The following is an 18,198-nucleotide window of genomic DNA, read 5'->3' on the forward strand; positions in this document are numbered from 1 at the left end:
GAGTTTTTGTAGCTGAGAACAACCCGGTCCACCATCTTTATGGCACACTCTGTCGCCAGCTTCGGCGGGGGTGGGGCCTGACATAGTATGAGTAACAAGGACCGCGACGTGCACGATCGCGAAAGCCACAAGAGTGCGGGCGATACTCCCGCGAGCGACGATAGTGGAGACGCAGGATTCGGTTTCGACCTGATGCCGCCGCTGCGCCAGCCCGATCCGATTCATCTCGGCAAACTGGCGCCAAAGCGCCGGCCAGAACCTGAACCGCAAACAAACGCTGCGCCCGAGCCTTCAATGGTTCCGGTGCCAGAAGCGCCACCTCACGCGTCTGAACGAGTGGAAGACGTACCTGCCGCTGGCCTCGCCATCGATCCAGCTTCGCTGGAGGATCGAGCCGCGGGGGCACCAGCATTATCCAGCGATCTGCAGGACCAGCGCGCGGAGCGGCTAGAGCATCCCCCCGAAAATGCTGCCGACGAGGCCGAGGCAGAGCACGATGTGTCAGGCGGTGGCCTGCCGATTGATGAGGAAACCAACGCGACTGCGGGACACGAGCCAGATATTGCCATCGCCACTAGGCATTCCGGGCCAGCGGCCCCAACGACTGAGTCGGATCGGCTACCGGCGGAGGACACTGTCCGAAGCGAGCAGCCGGAAGCCCGCCGCGTCGAGCCTGACCCGCGTCAACGTTCAGCCGACACACCGGATCTGCCCCAAACATCTCCCCCTCGTCGCGGATATTATGTGCCGCCGCCGCCGCCGCGCCGGCGCGGCGACGCGCTGCGGGAAGAGAGCGCAGCCGCGCCTCTGCCGCCGCAATTTCCGTCATCACCAATCCCACCGCCTGCGCCCCCGGCTGAGCCCGAGTTGCCGCCTTCATCCAAGGTGCAAGAAGAGGCAACCGAGCCGCTGGAAACCGCGCCACCCGCGCTGGACCCGGAGCCGCCCCGCCTTCCGGATGCTCTGTTCGAAGAGGTGCCCGAGAGCGACGGCAATGACGAGGCGGCGCCTGTTGTTGACGAGTCACCGCTTGAGTCCGAGCCTTCAGAGTCAGAGTCAGAGTCAGAGTCAGAGTCAGAGTCAGAGCCAGAGCCAGAGCCAGAGCCAGAGCCAGAGCCAGAGCCAGAGCCGGTAAACGCGCAACTGCCGTTCCTTGTTGAAACTCTTGCACCGGCCCAAGCAGGCGTGTTTCCAGAGTACAAGGCAAACTCACCGCAGCCGGAGCCATCCTCGGTTCCCGAGGAGATCGAGCGCGAGGCATATACTGACGAGGACGATGCGACGGCGCCTTCCGATATGGGGGCTCGAGACAGTTCGCATGCTGAGCCATCCGTTGCCATTGGGCAGAATGAAGCTGACCCTGAGCCGGAGACCGTCGCGCCACCGTCAGCACAGGCGGCCCGCCCATATTTCCAGCGCCAGCGTGAGCGCGAGCCTCTGCGCGAACTGCCATTCGATATCGAGGCAACCATTGCGGCTGCGCTCGACCTGCCGGTAGACGCGCCGCGCGCCAAGGAAACGACATTTGCAGCGCCGGTGCACACACCCGAAGAGCACCCGGATGCCCCCGTTTCGCAAGAGGAGGATCGGGTCGAGCCCGAGTCGACGCCTGAACAGCAGCCGATGACTGCTGAGCCCGGCACGGCGGAAGAGGCGGAGGAAGCTGAGCCGCCGTCAAACGACGAGCCGGCGCCGAGCCCGATCGAGGCAAAGCCTTTGCGCTCACCTTTGCGGCCGGGCAGGGCGCCGATACTCGACGTCTGGCGTGGCACCACATCTTCGTCGCCGTCGCAGGCTGAATATGTGGAGGAGCCGGAAGAGCCGGTTCATGCCCAGGGTATTGCGGCCAAGAACGGGAGTGAACCCCGCACGCCGGCCATGCCGGAATCCCTCGCGGCCAAGTTTCGCGTCGCCCCGCAAGAGCCTGTGGGCCCGCGCGATACCAGCTCTCACGTCGAGGAGGCAGTTTCGCCATCGTCTTCCCGACGCACTGCGCGGTTGAGCGTTGCAATGCTGGTCACGGGCCTCGTGGCGGTTATCGCCTTGGCGGTCTCGGCTTGGGTCTATTCCGATACGCGGCGGACTGTGGGTGCTATGAACGACGAAATCGTCGCCCTGCGCCAGGCGCTTGAGACGGCGCAGCCGGCGGTCGAGCCTGTCGCAAGTGGTGGCGCGAGTGACGAGGCTCTTCAGGAGTTGGAAAACCGGCTTGCGATCGTCGAGGAGACGTGGCGCCGGCAGGCAGAAGAGGCAGCTCAGCAGGCCGAAGCACCGGTCGAGACCGATGCGAGCGCGACAGGGTCGACGCAGCTTGCCAACTGCATCCCGCAGTCGATGCGGTTTCTCGTGACCGCCGGTGATGAATACCCGGTGTGTGGTAGCGATAGCGTGTTGCGGGTTTCGAGCGTCGGTGAGCTCGAAGTCAATCTCATCGGTGGTGGGGCGGTTGCTGTCGGCGGCAGTGCTGTCTTGCCGAACAGCACCTGTACACTGGCGGTTCTCAGCGCCAACGAGGACGGAATGGCCGGGTACGGCGAGGTGCGCGTCACTTGCTAAACAAAAAGGGCGGCCAAAGGCCGCCCTTTGTAGTCTGACCCTTAGCGCCTGATCAGAAGGCGCCGTGGCAGTGCTTGAATTTCTTGCCCGAGCCGCACGGGCAGGGCGCATTGCGCGAAATACCTTCAAAAACCTTTGGGTCCATCGGCTCAAGCGTGTCGGCTGTTGCCCCACCGGCCGAAGCCGCGCCAGAGGCCATCGCACTTGCCGCTGCTGCAGCGGTTGCCGGCTGCGGGCGACGCGGCGGTTGCGGAGCCGCGCCTTCAGGCGCTTCCTCGTTCTCGCCGCTTTGCGGATCGATATGCACGGTGCGCAGGCGCCGTGGGTCCGGCTGCTGGGGCTGGCGGAACTGCAGCTGCACATGGCTCATCTGCGTCGTCACCTGCTCGCGCAGGTTGGTCAGCAGCGACTGGAACAGCTCGTAAGCTTCCTGCTTGTATTCGTTCAGCGGGTCACGCTGCGCCATGCCGCGCCAGCCAACCACCTTCGAAAGGTGATCGAGTGTGACGAGGTGCTCGCGCCACAGGGAATCGATCGATTGCAGCAGGATCGACTTTTCGACCTGACGCATGACGGTCGGGTTGTCCTGACCAGATTCCTTGAGCCCCTCGAGTGCTGCCGCTTCCTTGTCGGCGACGTGCTTGTCGGCTGCTTCCTGGATACGATCGGTCAGGATCTGCTGGTCGATCCCTTCTTCGGCGATCCACTCGTCTATCGGGATCTCGATCCCGAGTTTGTTCCGGCTCTCTTCGCGCAGCAGTTCGGCATCCCACTGTTCCGGATAGGACCGTGGCGGGATGGCGCGCGCTACCATGGCCTCGACCATATCGTGGCGCATGTCGGTGATCACCGGATGGACGTCCTGGGCATCCATGAACTCAAGACGCTGCTCGAAGATCACCTTGCGCTGATCGTTCATGACGTCGTCGTATTTCAGGATGTTCTTACGGATATCGAAGTTGCGCGCCTCGACCTTGCCTTGGGCACGCTCGATCGCCTTGGTGACCCACGGGTGGGTGATCGACTCACCTTCCTCAAGACCGAGGCGGCTGAGCATCGAGTCCATCGAGTCGACCGGGAAGATCCGCATCAGATCGTCCTGCAGCGACAGGAAGAACTTGGAATGTCCCGGGTCGCCCTGGCGGCCGGAACGCCCACGCAGCTGGTTGTCGATGCGCCGGCTCTCGTGGCGTTCGGTGCCAATGACCATGAGTCCGCCGGCGTCGAGCGCCTTGCGCTTGGCGACCTCGATTTCCTGCTTGATCTCGGCAATCTTGGCCTCGCGGGCCTCGCCTTCAAGCTGCTCGCCGACCTCGCGCTCGATACGCATTTCGAGGTTGCCGCCGAGCTGAATATCGGTACCGCGACCCGCCATGTTGGTGGCGATGGTGATCGCGCCCGGCAAGCCGGCATCGGCGATGATGTGCGCTTCCTGCTCGTGGTGACGCGCATTCAGCACGTTCATCGCGCCTACATTCTTGCGTTTGAGGATTTCCGCAAGCATCTCGGACTTTTCGATCGAGGTGGTGCCAACGAGAACCGGCTGGCCGCGGTCCTGGCAATCCTTGATCATGTCGGCGATGGCGTCGAATTTTTCGGGGGCGGTGCGGTAGATAGCATCGTCCTCGTCGACGCGCTGGATCGGCACGTTGGTGGGAACGGTGACGACCTCGAGCCCGTAAATGTCTGCAAATTCCTCGGCCTCGGTGATGGCCGTGCCGGTCATGCCGGCCAGCTTGTCGTATAGCCGGAAGTAGTTCTGGAAGGTGATCGAGGCGAGCGTCTGGTTTTCCGGGTTGATCTTGACGTGCTCCTTGGCCTCAAGAGCCTGGTGCAGACCTTCCGAATAGCGCCGCCCCGGCATCATGCGGCCGGTGAACTCGTCGATGATCACCACTTCGTCGTTGCGAACGATGTAGTCCTTGTCGCGCTGGAAAAGCTTGTGGGCGCGCAGTGCACAGTTGAGATGGTGAACAAGCGCGACGTTTTCGACGTCGTAAAGCGACTCGCCCTTGAGAAGGCCTTCCTCATCAAGCCGCGCCTCGAGCTTTTCGATGCCCTGGTCGGTGAAGGTGGCGGCACGGTGCTTTTCTTCGACCTCGAAGTCGCCCTCCTCGATGATCGGCATCAAGCCATCGATCTTGTTGTAGAGTTCCGAGCGGTCTTCGGTCGGCCCGGAGATGATGAGCGGCGTGCGCGCCTCATCGATCAGGATTGAGTCCACCTCGTCGACGATCGCGTAGGCGTGGCCGCGCTGCGTCATCTGCTCGCGCGAATACTTCATGTTGTCGCGCAGATAATCGAAGCCGAACTCGTTATTGGTGCCGTAGGTGATGTCGGCCTGGTAGGCGGCGCGGCGCTCGGCATCGCCGATGCCGTGAACGATGGTGCCGACCTCGAGCCCGAGGAAATTGTAGATCTGGCCCATCCAGGCGGCGTCGCGACGGGCGAGGTAATCGTTTACCGTCACCACGTGTACGCCGTTGCCGGGGAGGGCATTGAGATAGACCGCGAGCGTTGCCACCAGCGTCTTGCCTTCACCGGTGCGCATCTCTGCGATGGCGCGCTCGTTCAGCACCATGCCGCCCATCAGCTGCACGTCGAAATGTCGCATGCCGAGCACGCGTTTCGAGGCCTCACGAACTGTCGCGAAGGCGGGGACGAGGACGTCCTCAAGCTTGGTGCCGTTCGAGAGCTGTTGGCGCAGTTCGGCCGTTTTCCCTTTCAGCGCTTCATCGCTCAGCGCCTCGAATTCTGGCTCGAGCGCGTTGATCTGCTGGACCTTGGAATGGAAGCGTTTCACCGCACGATCTGACGGCGACCCGAAAAGTTTCCGGGCGATCGCTGCTAGAGCCATGAACTCATGTCCTTTTTTGTGCGTCGCGAGCTGGGGCCGTGGTCATCGGGCGTCTGGCTTTGGGGCGCATAAGGGCCCGGTCGTCTGCTTGCGGCGTTCTACTCCTTGCACTTCGTGCCGGAGCGTATCGTGTTGAACCTTGGGCCCGGCAGCGACTAGTCCCGCGCCGGGGCGACCTCGGAAAGCGAGGCAGATGTAAGATTGTGCCCGAGGGTTGTCAACGCTGGCCCGATGAACGACATGGGCTGTCGAAACGTTGCCTTTGCATCGCCGGACCGCATGGGATCCGGCACATTTTGGCCCGGTTGTCGTGAAAGGGCCAAGTGCATGGTGTCTTTGATACCGAGGCTCTACAACTCGCCGGCCATGTCCGGCACATTCTCCGGCGCCGACGGGAGGTGCCGGCCAAGGAGATATTTATGACAAGCAGGACCAAGCGTCTTTTCCCCGCCACAGGTTTGGCCGCACTGGTTGCCGGTGCCTTCGCGCTCAGCATGCCGACGCTCGCGCAAGACGCTACGCCCGCGCCATCCACCGCCATGCCGGCGACGACGTCCGAGATCGATCCTGATGCGGTAGTCGCGACGGTCAATGGCGAGGACATCACCGAGGCTGACCTTGCTTTCGCGGCCGAGGATCTCAGCCAGCAATTGCAGCAGATGCCGCCGCAGCAGCAGCGTCCGTTCATCCTGCGCATCCTCATCGACATGAAGGTGATGGCGAATGCTGCGCGCGAAGCTGGCATGGCCGATAGCGAGATGTTCCAGCGTCGCCTAGACTATCTGGCGGACCGTGCCCTGCGCCGCGCCTACTTCGCCGAGTCCATTGCCGGCTCGATCACGCCGGATCAGGTCCAGGCGCGCTATGACGAACTGACCGCCGATTTCCAGCCTGACCAAGAGGTGCGCGCCCGCCACATCCTGGTCGAGACCGAGGAAGAGGCGCAGGCGATCATCGATGAACTCAACAACGGTGCCGACTTCGCCGAGCTCGCCCAGGAACGCTCGCTCGATCCCGGTTCGGCAAATGGTGGGGATCTGGGGTTCTTCTCGCGCGGCATGATGGTGCCGGAGTTTGAAGAAGCAGCCTTCAGTCTCGAAGAGGGTGAAGTTTCTGAGCCCGTGCAGTCGCAGTTCGGCTGGCACGTGATCAAGCTCGAGGAAACGCGGGAAAGCGCTCCGCCGAGCTTTGAAGAGGTCGCCGGTCAGCTCCAGCAGCAAATGCTGATGGAAGCGTTCGATGCGCGCGTCGCCGAACTCATGGCAGGCGTCGAGCTCGAGGTCCAGGATCCGGCACTCGCCGAGGCCGTCGAAGCGCAGCAGCCAATGCCGAATGCACCGCAGGGCGAAGCCGGTGGTGAAGACGCTGCAGCCGGCGATGACGAGGCTGCCGGCGAGGATGAAAGCCAGCAGTAAGCCGCTTCATCGGCTCAAAGATCAGGGCGTTCGTTCGGTTCGGCCGGGCGAACGCCCTTTTTGCATCCGGCGGCGGAGCGCTTCTTGCAAGGCGCTGACGATTAAGGCAAACGGGTTGTCTACCGAAGTTCGGAGACGCCGATGGCTCACCCCGTTTCTCCTCTTGCACCCAAGACTTATCCCGAATTGCCAACCATCCGTGGTGTGCGCTTTGCTACGGCGGAAGCCGGGATAAAATACAAGAACCGAACCGATGTGCTGCTGGTCGGGTTCGATGAAGGCACGGCGGTCGCTGGCGTTCTGACCCGCTCGAAATGCTCCTCCGCCGCCGTTGACTGGTGCCGCGCGCATCTTCCGAGCGGCACGGCGCGTGCGCTCGTCGTCAATTCGGGGAACGCCAATGCCTTTACCGGCATGAAAGGCCGCAAGAGCGTTGAACGAACCGCAGAACTTGCGGCGAGCGCCCTCGGGTGCAAGCCGGACGAGGTGTTTCTGGCCTCGACCGGTGTGATCGGCGAGCCGCTCGATGCCAACAAGTTCGAAGGCGTCCTGGAAGATATGGCCAGCCGCTTCACGGAGGCTCCGTGGATGGAGCCGGCCCGCGCCATCATGACGACGGACACCTTCCCGAAGCTCGCGGAGGCCGAGGTCGATCTCGACGGTCAGGTGGTCAAGATCGCGGGCATCGCCAAGGGCTCGGGCATGATCGCGCCGGACATGGCGACAATGCTCTCTTTCGTTTTCACGGATGCTCCAATCAGTGCGAAGGCCCTGCAGGCATTGCTGACGCGTCATGTCGCCACCAGCTTCAATGCCGTCACAGTCGACAGCGATACTTCGACCTCTGATACGCTGCTGGCGTTTGCGACAGGCAAGGCTGATGGCATCGAGCCGATCGAAAGCCTTGATGATCCGCGTGCGGAATCCTTCGGCGCTGCGCTGCACGATGTGCTGTTCGATCTGGCATTGCAGGTGGTGCGCGACGGCGAGGGCGCAACGAAGCAGGTTGCCATCACCGTTGATGGTGCCGTCGACGACGCCAGCGCCGCACGGATTGCAAAGTCGATCGCCAATTCCCCTCTGGTCAAGACGGCGATCGCCGGCGAAGACGCCAATTGGGGCCGCGTGGTGATGGCCGTCGGCAAGGCTGGCGAGCCGGCCGATCGCGATCTGTTGGCGATACGGTTCGGTGACCTGCTGGTGGCCGAGAAGGGTGAGCGCGCGGCAGGTTACGATGAAGCCGCGACAAGCGCCTACATGAAAAATCAGGAACTGACGCTGGGCGTCTCGTTGCATCTCGGAAATGGCGAGGCGACCGTATATACTTGCGACCTGACCCACGGTTACATCACCATCAACGGCGATTATCGCAGCTAGGCGCAGCACAAATGCCTGACTTCCCAAATGTTCTCGCCATCGAGACGGCCGGCCTCAAGGGCTGGCCGGCGCTCGAGACAATCGAGCACCTGAAGTGGCGGGCGCGGTTTTCGCGCGGGTACACCAAGCGCGCCAATTCCATCCAGGTTCTCGATGCCGCCGACAGCGTCAATGCGGGGCTGCGGCTCAAGGCGATGTCCGGCGAGTATCGCGCGCGCGGATTGTCACCGGTGTTCCGGGTTACACCGCTCACAGGGCCGGCCATTACCGCCGCGCTCGATCAGGCCGGCTGGGAGAAGTTCGAAGAGAGCCAGGTTCTTGCAACGACGCTTTCCGGACGGCAGCGCGGTGTTGCGGCGCACTGGCAAGGCTTCGACGTCACTGACCCGGACTGGTCGGAGGAGCAGGCGCGTATGGCCGGCTATGACCTCGAGACGCTCGATACGCTGCGGCTGATGCTGGCCAAGATCGGCGAGGCCGGGCGCGGGTTTCTCGTTTATGATCAGGACCGTAAACCGACAGGGGCGGCCCTTGCGGTTGTCGTCGACGGGATCGGGCAGTTCTACAATGTCGTCGTCGACGAGGATGCGCGCCGGCTCGGGTACGGCCGGGCCGTGATGAATGCGGCGCTCAACTGGGCCAGTCTCAATGGCGCGCATCACGCAGTGCTGCAGGTTCTCGCGGACAATGAGCCGGCGCTGATGCTTTACAAATCCCTCGGCTTCATCGAATTTTACGAATACCACTACCGGCGGGATCTCAGTTGAAGCTTTTGTTCGTCGTCGCCTGCGCGCTGGTCGACGCCGACCGGCGCGTCTTGATTGCCCGTCGGCCCGAGGGCAAGGCGCTGGCGGGTCTATGGGAATTTCCAGGTGGCAAGCTTGAGGAGAACGAGACTCCCGAGGCGGCGCTGATCCGGGAACTGGAGGAGGAACTCGGCGTCAATACGCAGCAGGCCTGCCTCGCGCCGTTAACCTTCGCCAGTTACTCTTATGACAATTTTCACCTGTTGATGCCACTCTACGTCTGCCGCAAGTGGACCGGGCAGGTCATTGCGCGCGAGCATGCCGAGTTGAAATGGGTGAGGCCGCAAAAACTGCGCGACTACCCGATGCCGCCGGCAGACGAACCGCTGATCGCGCCGTTGTGCGATCTTCTCTAGCTAGCCGGCAGTGGCGGCGTGCTGCTTGGAGGAATGGGTTGCAGAAACGGCGTTTCATCACCGATGAGTCCGGCGCTACCGCGATCGAGTATGGGCTGATTGCGGCATTGGTGACCCTCGTCATGCTCGTCGGGCTGACCGTTTTCGGCAATAGCATGAACGCGCTCTACACCGGCGGCGTGTCCTCGCCTGGCGAAATCATCGCCGGCGCCAGCAATGGCCTTGCAAACTAGGCTTTCGACTTATCCTTGAGCACTTCCGTAAGGCTCACCGTGGCGCTGCCAGGCTTGAGCGGCTTTTGCTGGTTCTCATGCGGTGACCAACCGGACATCCACAACAGCTCGAGCGTGGCTCGTACGCGCCCGTCATCGTCCATGGCCGCTTCGCCATAAGCCTCCATTGCCCTGGCGATCAGGCCACGCGTGGCCATTTTGTTCGGGCGGTCGACAAGCGGATTGGCCGCGCCAAGCGCCTTGAGTTCGCGCATCAAAGCCAGCGGATCCGAATAGCGGACGATGTGCGTTTCGACATCGGCGACCGGCAGCGCCAACCCGGCGCGTTGCAGCAGGCCTCCTGCATCGCGCAGCGGGATGAATGGTGCAACGCGGGCAAACGCCCCGCCGAATATGTGGGTGTCAGCCTCGAGAAAAGCGCGGCGCAGTTCGCCAAGGCTCTCGCCGCCGAGCGCGACTGCCATCAACAGCCCGTCGGGCGTCAGACTGCGGGCTAGCCGAGAGAGATAGCCGGGTACGTCATTGACGACCTGCAGATCAAGAACCGAAACAATCAGATCGTATTGGTTTTCGGCCATGTCCGGCAGGCCATCATCGTCTTCCGTATCGATCGTCGCCAATCGCGCAAAGGTCACCGGGCCATCGGCGGTCGCGGTGTGTTCGGGCAGGAGCTCTAGGGTCGGCCCGATGGCAAGGGCGTTCTCGAACCGGCGTTTGAGCGTACCCAGCCGATCATCGAGATCCTGATGGATCAGCTTGGTGAAGACATCGTCGGTGGCAGCGCGACGGGACAGATGCCGTGCGATCAGTGTGCGGTCGAAGATGCGGGGGATGTCGGACATGTATGAACCCGGTTAAGGCCTTCGGTTGGCACTTAGGCGTCGCCGGCGGCTTTGTCAAAAATCGGATTCGACAGCGCTGCGGAGAGCAGGCAAATATTGTTTCGGGAGAACATGATATGCCTGCATCAGCATCGGCGTTTGTCAGGGAAGGCATGCGGCTCGGCGCGCGCGCTGTTCGCCTTGGCCTTGATCAGCTCTACCCGCCCACCTGCCTTGCTTGTCAGGCGCCGACGGAGCGCTCCGATGTGCTGTGTGCCGTTTGCTTTGTTGATCTGCGGCCGATCTCGGCGCCGCTTTGTCCGCGCCTCGGCCTGCCGTTCCACACCGATCCCGGTGAAGGGGCGCTCTCGGCAGAAGCCATCGCCGATCCGCCGCCGTTTGAGCGTGCACGCGCCGCGGTGCTTTATAGCGACGTTGCAGGCGCGCTGGTGTCGATGCTGAAATATGGCGACAGGCCGGAGGTGGCCGAGTTCTGTGCGAGGCTGATGGCTGATTCCGGGCGGGAGTTCTGGAGTGAGCGGCCGGTCCTTGTTCCGGTGCCACTGCACCCGTTGCGCCAGTTCCAGCGCCGCTATAACCAGTCCGCCGAATTGACGCGGGCGCTTTCTGCCCTGACAGGCACCGCGCACGTCCCGGGCCTCTTGCGGCGCTCGCGGAGGACGCGGCAGCAGGTGGGGCTCAGCCGGGACGCGCGCCAGCGCAATGTTTCCGGAGCCTTCGCGCCGCATCGTGATCTTCTGGCAAAGCTCGCCGGGCGGCCGGTCGTCCTCGTCGACGATGTCTATACCACCGGGGCGACGCTCAAGTCGGCGACGCGGGCGCTGAAGCGGGCAGGCGCCGACACGGTCAACGTATTGACGTTCGCGCGCGTTGTTTCGGACGCAGAAATACCCATATAAGGGCCCGATCCAGAAAACGGAGTAGAATTATGGCAAAAGTCGAAATCTACACCACCCCGACCTGTCCCTATTGTCACGCGGCCAAGGCGCTGCTCGGCGACAAGGGGATCGAATATACTGAAATCACCGTGCTTGACCCTGAGCGCCGGGCGGCAATGACCCAGCGCGCCCATGGTCGGCGCACCGTGCCGCAAATCTTCATCGGCGAGGAGCATGTCGGCGGTTATGACGACATGGCGGCGCTCGAGCGTCAGGGCAAGCTGGACCAGATGCTGAGCGCATAATGAAGTTTGCCGCCGTACAGATGCGCTCGGGCATGCATCCGGGCGCAAACATGGATGCCCTCGAGGCTCTGGTCGGTGAGGCCGCCGAGCGCGGCGCCCACTATGTTCTGACCCCAGAGGTCACGACGGTCTTTGCCGAGAACGCCGCGCAATTGCGCGAGGTCGCCGGCCCGCATGAAGGAGACCCCTACCTGGCGCGGGCGGCGGCCTTGGCGAAGACCCACGGCATACATCTCCATATCGGCTCGCAGGCGGTGGCGCTTGCCGATGGGCGGTTCGCCAATCGCTCGGTGCTGTTCGGTCCGGATGGATCGGAGCTTGCGCATTACGACAAGATCCATCTGTTCGACGCACAGATTTCCGGCCTCAACGCCTATCGCGAAAGCGAAACCTATGCCGGTGGCGACACGGCCGTCACCGCGAAGATCGGCGATCTCACCCTTGGCATGGCGATCTGCTACGACATGCGGTTTCCTGCACTGTTCAATGCGCTGGCGAAGGCCGGAGCAGAGATGATCTCGGTGCCGGCCGCCTTCACCGTGCCGACCGGGCAGGCGCACTGGCATGTTCTGCTGCGGGCCCGGGCGATCGAGACCGGCTCCTGGGTGATCGCTGCCGCGCAGGGTGGCACCCACGAGAATGGCCGCGCCACGTACGGGCATTCGCTGATCATCGATCCATGGGGGCGTATCGTCGCCGAAATGGATGATGATGCCCCCGGCGTGATCCTTGCCGAGATCGATTCAGAGGCCGTGCGTGAGGCGCGCCAGCGCATTCCCGTGCTGGCAAACGAGCGCGCATTCGCCGTGCCGGAATAGTACCTTAACGCGACGATGTCATCTTCAACCAAGTGAAAGCCTGAAAGTACACCGCCTGTGATCCAGTACGCGCTTGTCTGTGAAAATGCTCACCGGTTCGACGCCTGGTTCGGCAATGCCGAGGCCTACGAGGCCCAGCATGCCAGAAAACTCGTGACGTGCCCGGTCTGCGATTCCGCTCACGTCGAAAAGGCGCTGATGGCGCCCGCCGTTAGGACCCAAAAGGAAAAGGTCGCCGTATCCGCCGGCCACCCGGAACACCAAAAGATCCGCGAGGCGCTGCGGGCGTTGCGCCGCAAGGTGGAGACGGAAGCCGATTATGTCGGCGAACGTTTCGCAGAAGAAGCGCGCAAGATCCACTACGGCGAGGCCGACCAGCGCGGCATCTATGGCGAAGCATCACGCGACGAAGTCACGGGGCTGTTGGAAGATGGCATCGAGATCATGCCGTTGCCTGTACTTCCTGACGACCATAACTGAGTTTGCGGAACCAACCGGCGGGGCGCCGGGTTGGGCAGCAGCCTATCATCCGAACGTCTGATCGGAGACAATCATGACAGAATTGAATGCCGCGAAAGCGGGCACGTTCGCCATTGGCGGCGACCTCGAGGTCAATCGCCTCGGCTTTGGTGCCATGCGGGTAACCGGCGACGGTATCTGGGGCGATCCGGCCGATCCGGAAGAGGCGCGCCGAACGCTGCGCCGGCTGCCGGAACTCAACATCAACTTCATCGATACGGCCGAGGCCTATGGTCCGTTCACCAGCGAGCTGATGCTCGCAGAGGTGTTGGCGCCCTACAAGAACGGCCTGACCGTCGCCACCAAGGGCGGCAACACTCGTGCTGGCCCAAATGACTGGCGGCCGGTCGGCCGCGCCGGTGTTCTCATCCAGGGCGTCAAGCTCAGCCTGAGGCACCTGAAGCTCGAGCAGCTTCCGTTGTGGCAGCTGCACCGGATTGATCCGGATACGCCACGCGAAGAGCAGTTCAGCACCATGGCCGAGATGCAGAAGGAAGGCCTTGTGCGCCACCTTGGGCTATCGGAGGTGAGCGTCGCCGACATCGAGGAAGCCAGCAAGTACTTCAAGGTCGCAACGGTTCAGAACCACTATAACCTGACCAAGCGCGACAGCGAGGATGTGCTCGAGTATTGCGAGAAGAACGGCATCGGTTTCATTCCGTGGTTTCCGCTGGCAGGCGGCGAGCTTGCCAAGTCCGATCAAGGCTTTGCCGAGATCGTGAAAAAACACGATGCCAGCCCGAGCCAGATCGCTCTCGCCTGGGTGCTGAAGCGCTCCAAGGTAATGCTGCCAATCCCGGGCACCGGCAAGGTCAAGCACCTTGAGGAGAATGTCGCGGCGGCTGATATCGAGCTGTCGGACGAGGACTTCAAGACGCTCGATGCTATCGGCCGCAAGGCCTGAGGTATCGAACGGTCACATAAAAGGCCCGCCGCTTTTCAGTGGCGGGCCCTTCTGCATTTGAGGTCAGCCTCGTGTCAGCCGAGATCGCCGAGATCGCGGACGGCGCCGCGCGCGGCGCTCGTGGCGAAGGCGGCATAGGCCTTGAGTGCGGTCGTCACGTTGCGTTTGCGCGGGTTGGCAGGTTTCCAGCCGGCTTCGTCCTGATCGTTGCGACGTTGCACGAGCTCGTCTTCCGAGACCTTGAGGTGAACGCTGCGATTGGGGATATCGATCTCGATCGTATCGCCTTCGCGAACGAGGCCGATAGTGCCGCCGGCCGCTGCCTCTGGCGAGACGTGGCCGATCGACAGCCCCGATGTGCCGCCGGAAAAGCGCCCGTCGGTGATCAGCGCGCAGGCCTTGCCGAGCCCCTTCGATTTCAGATAGCTCGTCGGATAGAGCATTTCCTGCATACCGGGGCCGCCCTTCGGGCCTTCATAGCGGATGACGATGACGTCGCCTTCCTTGATCTCGTTCGACAGGATCGCCTTGACGGTCGCGTCCTGGCTCTCGAACACCCGTGCCGGGCCGGTGAACTTTAGGATCGACTCGTCGACACCCGCTGTCTTCACGATGCAGCCGTCGATTGCCAGATTGCCGGACAAGACCGCGAGGCCGCCATCCTTGGAGAAGGCATGCTCGGCGCTGCGGATGGCACCGTTCTGGCGGTCCGTGTCCAGCTCTTTCCAGCGATTGGCCTGGCTGAACGCCTGCGTCGTGCGGACGCCGCCTGGTGCCGCCATGAAGAACTGACGCACGCTGTCGGAGTTCGAGCGGGTGATGTCCCACCGGTCGAGCGCGTCGCCCATGGTGCGAGTGTGCACGGTCGGTACGGTGCGGTCGAGCAGGTCGGCGCGGTCAAGTTCGCCGAGAATGCCCATGATGCCGCCGGCGCGGTGAACGTCCTCGACGTGGACGTCGTTCTTGGCTGGTGCGACCTTGCACAAGACCGGCACCTTGCGGCTGAGCGCATCGATATCATCCATGGTGAAATCGATGCCGCCTTCATGCGCCGCCGCGAGAATGTGCAGCACGGTGTTGGTGGAGCCACCCATCGCGATATCGAGCGCCATGGCGTTTTCGAATGCCGCCTTCGAGGCAATCGTTCTCGGCAGCACGGTGTCGTCGTCCTGCTCATAGTGCCGGCGGGCCAGGTCGACGATCAGGTGTCCGGCTTCCTGGAACAGCCGCTTGCGGTCGACGTGCGTTGCAAGGGTCGAACCATTGCCCGGCAGGCTGAGGCCGAGGGCTTCAGTCAGGCAGTTCATCGAATTGGCGGTGAACATGCCCGAGCACGATCCGCATGTGGGGCATGCGGCTTCCTCGACGGCGAGGACTTCCTCGTCGGAATAGGAGTCGTCCGCAGCCATCACCATTGCATCGACCAGATCGAGCGCCTGCAGCTTGCCCTTGAGATTTGCCTTGCCTGCTTCCATCGGGCCGCCTGAAACGAAGACCACCGGGATGTTGATCCGCATCGCCGCCATCAGCATGCCGGGGGTGATCTTGTCGCAATTGGAGATGCACACCATGGCGTCGGCGCAGTGCGCGTTGACCATGTATTCGACGCTGTCGGCAATCAGGTCACGGCTCGGCAGCGAATAGAGCATGCCGTCGTGGCCCATTGCGATGCCATCGTCGACGGCAATGGTGTTGAATTCCTTGGCCACGCCGCCCGCAGCCTCGATTTCGCGCGCGACCAACTGGCCCATATCCTTGAGGTGGACATGGCCGGGCACGAACTGGGTGAAGGAATTGACCACAGCAATGATCGGCTTGCCGAAATCCTCGGTCTTCATGCCGGTCGCCCGCCATAGTCCGCGGGCGCCAGCCATGTTGCGTCCATGAGTGGTGGTGCGTGAACGATAGTGTGGCATTGTGTCCTCGCCTGTCTGTGGCCGGCAAAGGCTGAAAAGCCTGCCGGAAGTTGGCCTTTTGTAGACCTAACGACAGGCGAGGGCAAGCCGTACCGTAACGTACGGTACGATTGTTTTGGACAGCCTTGACGGAGCGCTGGAACTTGCCAGCGCGCCAGTGCGTCCCCTATGGAAGTTCACGTCGCATCACACAGGCTGCGGAGGCCCGCTTGAGCACGACCGACACCAAGACCCCCTCGCCACTTCTGTCCGTAGCCGCGCTGCTGATGTCAGTGGCGTTTCTGATCATGGGCAATGGCTTGCAGCTCATGCTGCTGCCGATCCGCGGTGAGCTCGAAGGATTCTCGGAGTTCCAGATCGGTCTTTTGGGCTCCGGGTACTTTCTGGGTTTCGTGCTCGGCTGCCTCATCGGCCCGAAAATTATTGCCCGGGCGGGGCATATCCGCGCCTTTGCGGCACTAGTGGCAATCGCCTCCTCGGTGGCGCTCGGCTACCCTCTGGCGGTCGATCCAATCCTCTGGGTGGTTCTCCGACTGATCACGGGGTTTTGTCTGTCCGGGCTGTATCTGGTTGTCGAGAGTTGGCTCAACGATCGTGCCACGAACGAAACCCGCGGGACGCTGTTTTCGGTTTATGTCGCCATCACATTCACGGTGATCGTGCTCGGTCAGATGACGGTGACATTGTTCCAGCCTTCGTCGTTCATTCTGTTTTCCATCGGTTCGATCCTCGTGTCGCTGGCCGCGGTGCCGGTGGTCATGACCCGATCGACGCAGCCGCCGCCGATCACCTTCGTGCGGTTCAGGCCGGTGCGCCTGTTTCAACTTTCTCCGGCAGGGGCGGTATCGGTGTTCATGATCGGGCTGACGACTGGTGCCTTCTGGTCGCTGGCGCCGACTTTCGCCAGCCGGCTCAGCGGCAGCGTGACGACGGCGGCGCTGTTCATGAGTGCGGCGGTCTTGGGCGGTGCACTGGCCCAATGGCCGGTCGGCAAGCTGTCCGATACGTTCGACCGCCGCTATGTCATCATCGGCCTGTCGGCTTTTGCCGCCTTCTCGGGCGTCGTGCTCAGTCTCATGCCAGCGCTCGACATCCTGGGATTGATTGTGGCGCTGCTGTTCGGCGCCGGGCTGCTGACCAGCTATGCCATCGCAACAGCGCATGTCTTCGACTATGCGGACCGCTCCGAGTACGTGGAGGTGTCGGCCGGTCTGTTATTGCTCAACGGTCTTGGCTCGACGCTTGGTCCGCTGATTGCATCGTTCGGCATGTCCGTGGCCGGGCAGCAGGCGCTGTTCTGGGTCAACGCCATCATTCAGATCCTGCTGATCGCATTTGTCGTCAGCCGCATGCGTCGCCGCGATACGCTGTCCGAGGCCGAAAAGCACAACTTCGACTTCGCGACGACCGCCCCTGTTGTGATGATCGGCGAGGACGAGGAGGCTGTGATGATGAGCGACCTTGTCGTCGAGCAGCCAGTCGAGCAAGCACCAGAGCCGGAGCCGGCAGAAGCGGCGCCGGACCCGCGCGGGTTCTGATCGGGGCAACGCGGCGACGCGCCGGCCGTTGTCACTTCGAAAAGACGAGAGGCTTGTTCCATGACCGAAGTGACAGATGCGACTGGCGACGGCGTTCCAATCGTTCTCCCGCGGCAACTCGTTGCCGAAACCGTCGTCGAGGCTAGCCTTGATCAGGTCTGGGCCGCAGTGCGCGAACCGACACATCTGCGCAATTGGTTCGGGTGGGAGGCAGAGTCTCTCGACGCCGAAATCGCGCACATATTCATCGAAACCGCCACTGTCGATTCCGACCGGCATAGTGTGACGTTCGAGGCCTATGAGACAATTGCAGACAGCCTCGAACTGGAGCCCACCGAGGCAGGGGCTACCATGGTGCGAATCGTAAGGCACAATGCACCCGCGATCGACTGGACTTCGGGATTCGATGAACTCAACGAAGGCTGGGTTAGTTTTCTGCAGCAATTGCGCCTTCTGCTGGATCTGCACCATGATGAGGATCGACAGACGCTTTATCGCTCGGGGATTGTCGCAGAGGGCGAGTCTCCGCCGAGCCGAGCGCTCGGCATCGATGCACTCCACGACAAGCCGCCGGGTGCCGAGTTCTCGATTACACTGCCATGGGGCGAGCCGTTGAGCGGCACCATCTGGCATCGCACGGCGTTTCAGACAGGTTTGTGGGTCCCGGCACTTGGCGACGGCTTACTGATTGTCATGGACAAACCGAAGAGCCCGCGCCGGCAAGAGGGCGGCGGTGGGCTGCTGATGAGCTGTTTCGGGCTTGAAGCGGAAACTTTCGCAGATCTGGCCGGACGCTGGAGCGCCTGGTGGACAGAGCGATACACGGTGCCGAGCGACTAGGCTTCAAGCCGTCTGGCCTGGTGCGATCAGGAGTGCTA

Annotated in this window: 16 protein-coding genes; 13 read left to right on the plus strand and 3 right to left on the minus strand. The window is 62.6% G+C overall.

The features are described 5' to 3' along the window. Window positions 1-87 precede the first annotated feature (87 nt). Window positions 88-2,556: a hypothetical protein gene (locus IE127_RS11635; RefSeq protein ID WP_189425830.1), complete on the plus strand. Its 2,469-nt coding sequence runs from the start codon at window positions 88-90 to the stop codon at window positions 2,554-2,556. Window positions 2,557-2,608: 52 nt separating this feature from the next. On the opposite strand, the gene secA is transcribed toward IE127_RS11635, so the two are convergent. Continuing rightward, window positions 2,609-5,413: a preprotein translocase subunit SecA gene (gene secA / locus IE127_RS11640; RefSeq protein ID WP_189425831.1), complete on the minus strand. Its 2,805-nt coding sequence runs from the start codon at window positions 5,411-5,413 to the stop codon at window positions 2,609-2,611. Window positions 5,414-5,832: 419 nt separating this feature from the next. Here secA and IE127_RS11645 point away from each other — a divergent pair, with 419 nt between their 5' ends. The 5 genes from IE127_RS11645 to IE127_RS19715 all read left to right on the plus strand — a co-directional run bounded on the left by IE127_RS11645 (window position 5,833) and on the right by IE127_RS19715 (window position 9,600). Further along, window positions 5,833-6,828 (plus strand): peptidylprolyl isomerase, encoded by a 996-nt coding sequence (locus IE127_RS11645; protein ID WP_189425832.1) that lies wholly within the window; start codon window positions 5,833-5,835, stop codon window positions 6,826-6,828. Between the two features lie 141 nt (window positions 6,829-6,969). Continuing rightward, a complete protein-coding gene (gene argJ, locus IE127_RS11650; RefSeq protein ID WP_189425833.1) occupies window positions 6,970-8,205 on the plus strand; it encodes a bifunctional glutamate N-acetyltransferase/amino-acid acetyltransferase ArgJ in 1,236 nt (411 codons plus the stop codon). 11 nt (window positions 8,206-8,216) lie between these two features. Beyond that, window positions 8,217-8,972 carry a GNAT family N-acetyltransferase gene (locus tag IE127_RS11655; protein ID WP_189425834.1) on the plus strand — a complete coding sequence of 252 codons (756 nt, stop codon included), beginning with the start codon at window positions 8,217-8,219 and terminating at the stop codon, window positions 8,970-8,972. Beyond that, complete coding sequence (locus IE127_RS11660) at window positions 8,969-9,367, plus strand: (deoxy)nucleoside triphosphate pyrophosphohydrolase (RefSeq protein WP_189425835.1); 399 nt, start codon at window positions 8,969-8,971, stop codon at window positions 9,365-9,367. Before IE127_RS11655 ends, IE127_RS11660 begins: the two co-directional genes overlap by 4 nt. Before the next feature lie 38 nt (window positions 9,368-9,405). Next, complete coding sequence (locus IE127_RS19715) at window positions 9,406-9,600, plus strand: Flp family type IVb pilin (RefSeq protein ID WP_244640138.1); 195 nt, start codon at window positions 9,406-9,408, stop codon at window positions 9,598-9,600. Here IE127_RS19715 and IE127_RS11670 read toward each other — a convergent pair. Continuing rightward, window positions 9,597-10,442, minus strand: a complete 846-nt coding sequence (locus IE127_RS11670) for a malonyl-ACP O-methyltransferase BioC (RefSeq protein ID WP_189425837.1) — start codon at window positions 10,440-10,442, stop codon at window positions 9,597-9,599. The genes IE127_RS19715 and IE127_RS11670 overlap by 4 nt on opposite strands. A 116-nt stretch (window positions 10,443-10,558) precedes the next feature. Here IE127_RS11670 and IE127_RS11675 point away from each other — a divergent pair, with 116 nt between their 5' ends. From IE127_RS11675 to IE127_RS11695, 5 genes are all read left to right on the plus strand, one after another. Then, window positions 10,559-11,341: a ComF family protein gene (locus IE127_RS11675; protein WP_189425838.1), complete on the plus strand. Its 783-nt coding sequence runs from the start codon at window positions 10,559-10,561 to the stop codon at window positions 11,339-11,341. Window positions 11,342-11,370: 29 nt separating this feature from the next. Continuing rightward, window positions 11,371-11,625, plus strand: coding sequence for a glutaredoxin 3 (gene grxC, locus IE127_RS11680; RefSeq protein ID WP_189425839.1), 255 nt, complete (start codon window positions 11,371-11,373; stop codon window positions 11,623-11,625). Beyond that, entirely contained in the window at window positions 11,625-12,443 is an 819-nt protein-coding gene (locus IE127_RS11685) for a carbon-nitrogen hydrolase family protein (protein WP_189425840.1), read from the plus strand. Before grxC ends, IE127_RS11685 begins: the two co-directional genes overlap by 1 nt. A 57-nt stretch (window positions 12,444-12,500) precedes the next feature. Beyond that, window positions 12,501-12,923: a DUF1178 family protein gene (locus tag IE127_RS11690; RefSeq protein WP_189425841.1), complete on the plus strand. Its 423-nt coding sequence runs from the start codon at window positions 12,501-12,503 to the stop codon at window positions 12,921-12,923. A 73-nt stretch (window positions 12,924-12,996) separates the two neighbouring features. Next, complete coding sequence (locus IE127_RS11695; protein WP_189425842.1) at window positions 12,997-13,866, plus strand: aldo/keto reductase; 870 nt, start codon at window positions 12,997-12,999, stop codon at window positions 13,864-13,866. A gap of 74 nt (window positions 13,867-13,940) precedes the next feature. Here IE127_RS11695 and ilvD read toward each other — a convergent pair whose 3' ends face one another. After that, window positions 13,941-15,782, minus strand: coding sequence for a dihydroxy-acid dehydratase (gene ilvD, locus IE127_RS11700; RefSeq protein ID WP_189425843.1), 1,842 nt, complete (start codon window positions 15,780-15,782; stop codon window positions 13,941-13,943). A 209-nt stretch (window positions 15,783-15,991) separates the two neighbouring features. On the opposite strand from ilvD, the gene IE127_RS11705 reads away from it, so the two are divergent. Together IE127_RS11705 and IE127_RS11710 are read left to right on the plus strand one after the other, a co-directional pair. Continuing rightward, window positions 15,992-17,320 (plus strand): MFS transporter, encoded by a 1,329-nt coding sequence (locus IE127_RS11705; RefSeq protein ID WP_189425844.1) that lies wholly within the window; start codon window positions 15,992-15,994, stop codon window positions 17,318-17,320. 60 nt (window positions 17,321-17,380) lie between these two features. Continuing rightward, a complete protein-coding gene (locus IE127_RS11710; RefSeq protein ID WP_189425845.1) occupies window positions 17,381-18,160 on the plus strand; it encodes a hypothetical protein in 780 nt (259 codons plus the stop codon). Window positions 18,161-18,198 lie beyond the last annotated feature (38 nt).

This window comes from Devosia pacifica (assembly GCF_014652635.1).
Taxonomy (GTDB): Bacteria; Pseudomonadota; Alphaproteobacteria; order Rhizobiales; family Devosiaceae; genus Devosia; species Devosia pacifica.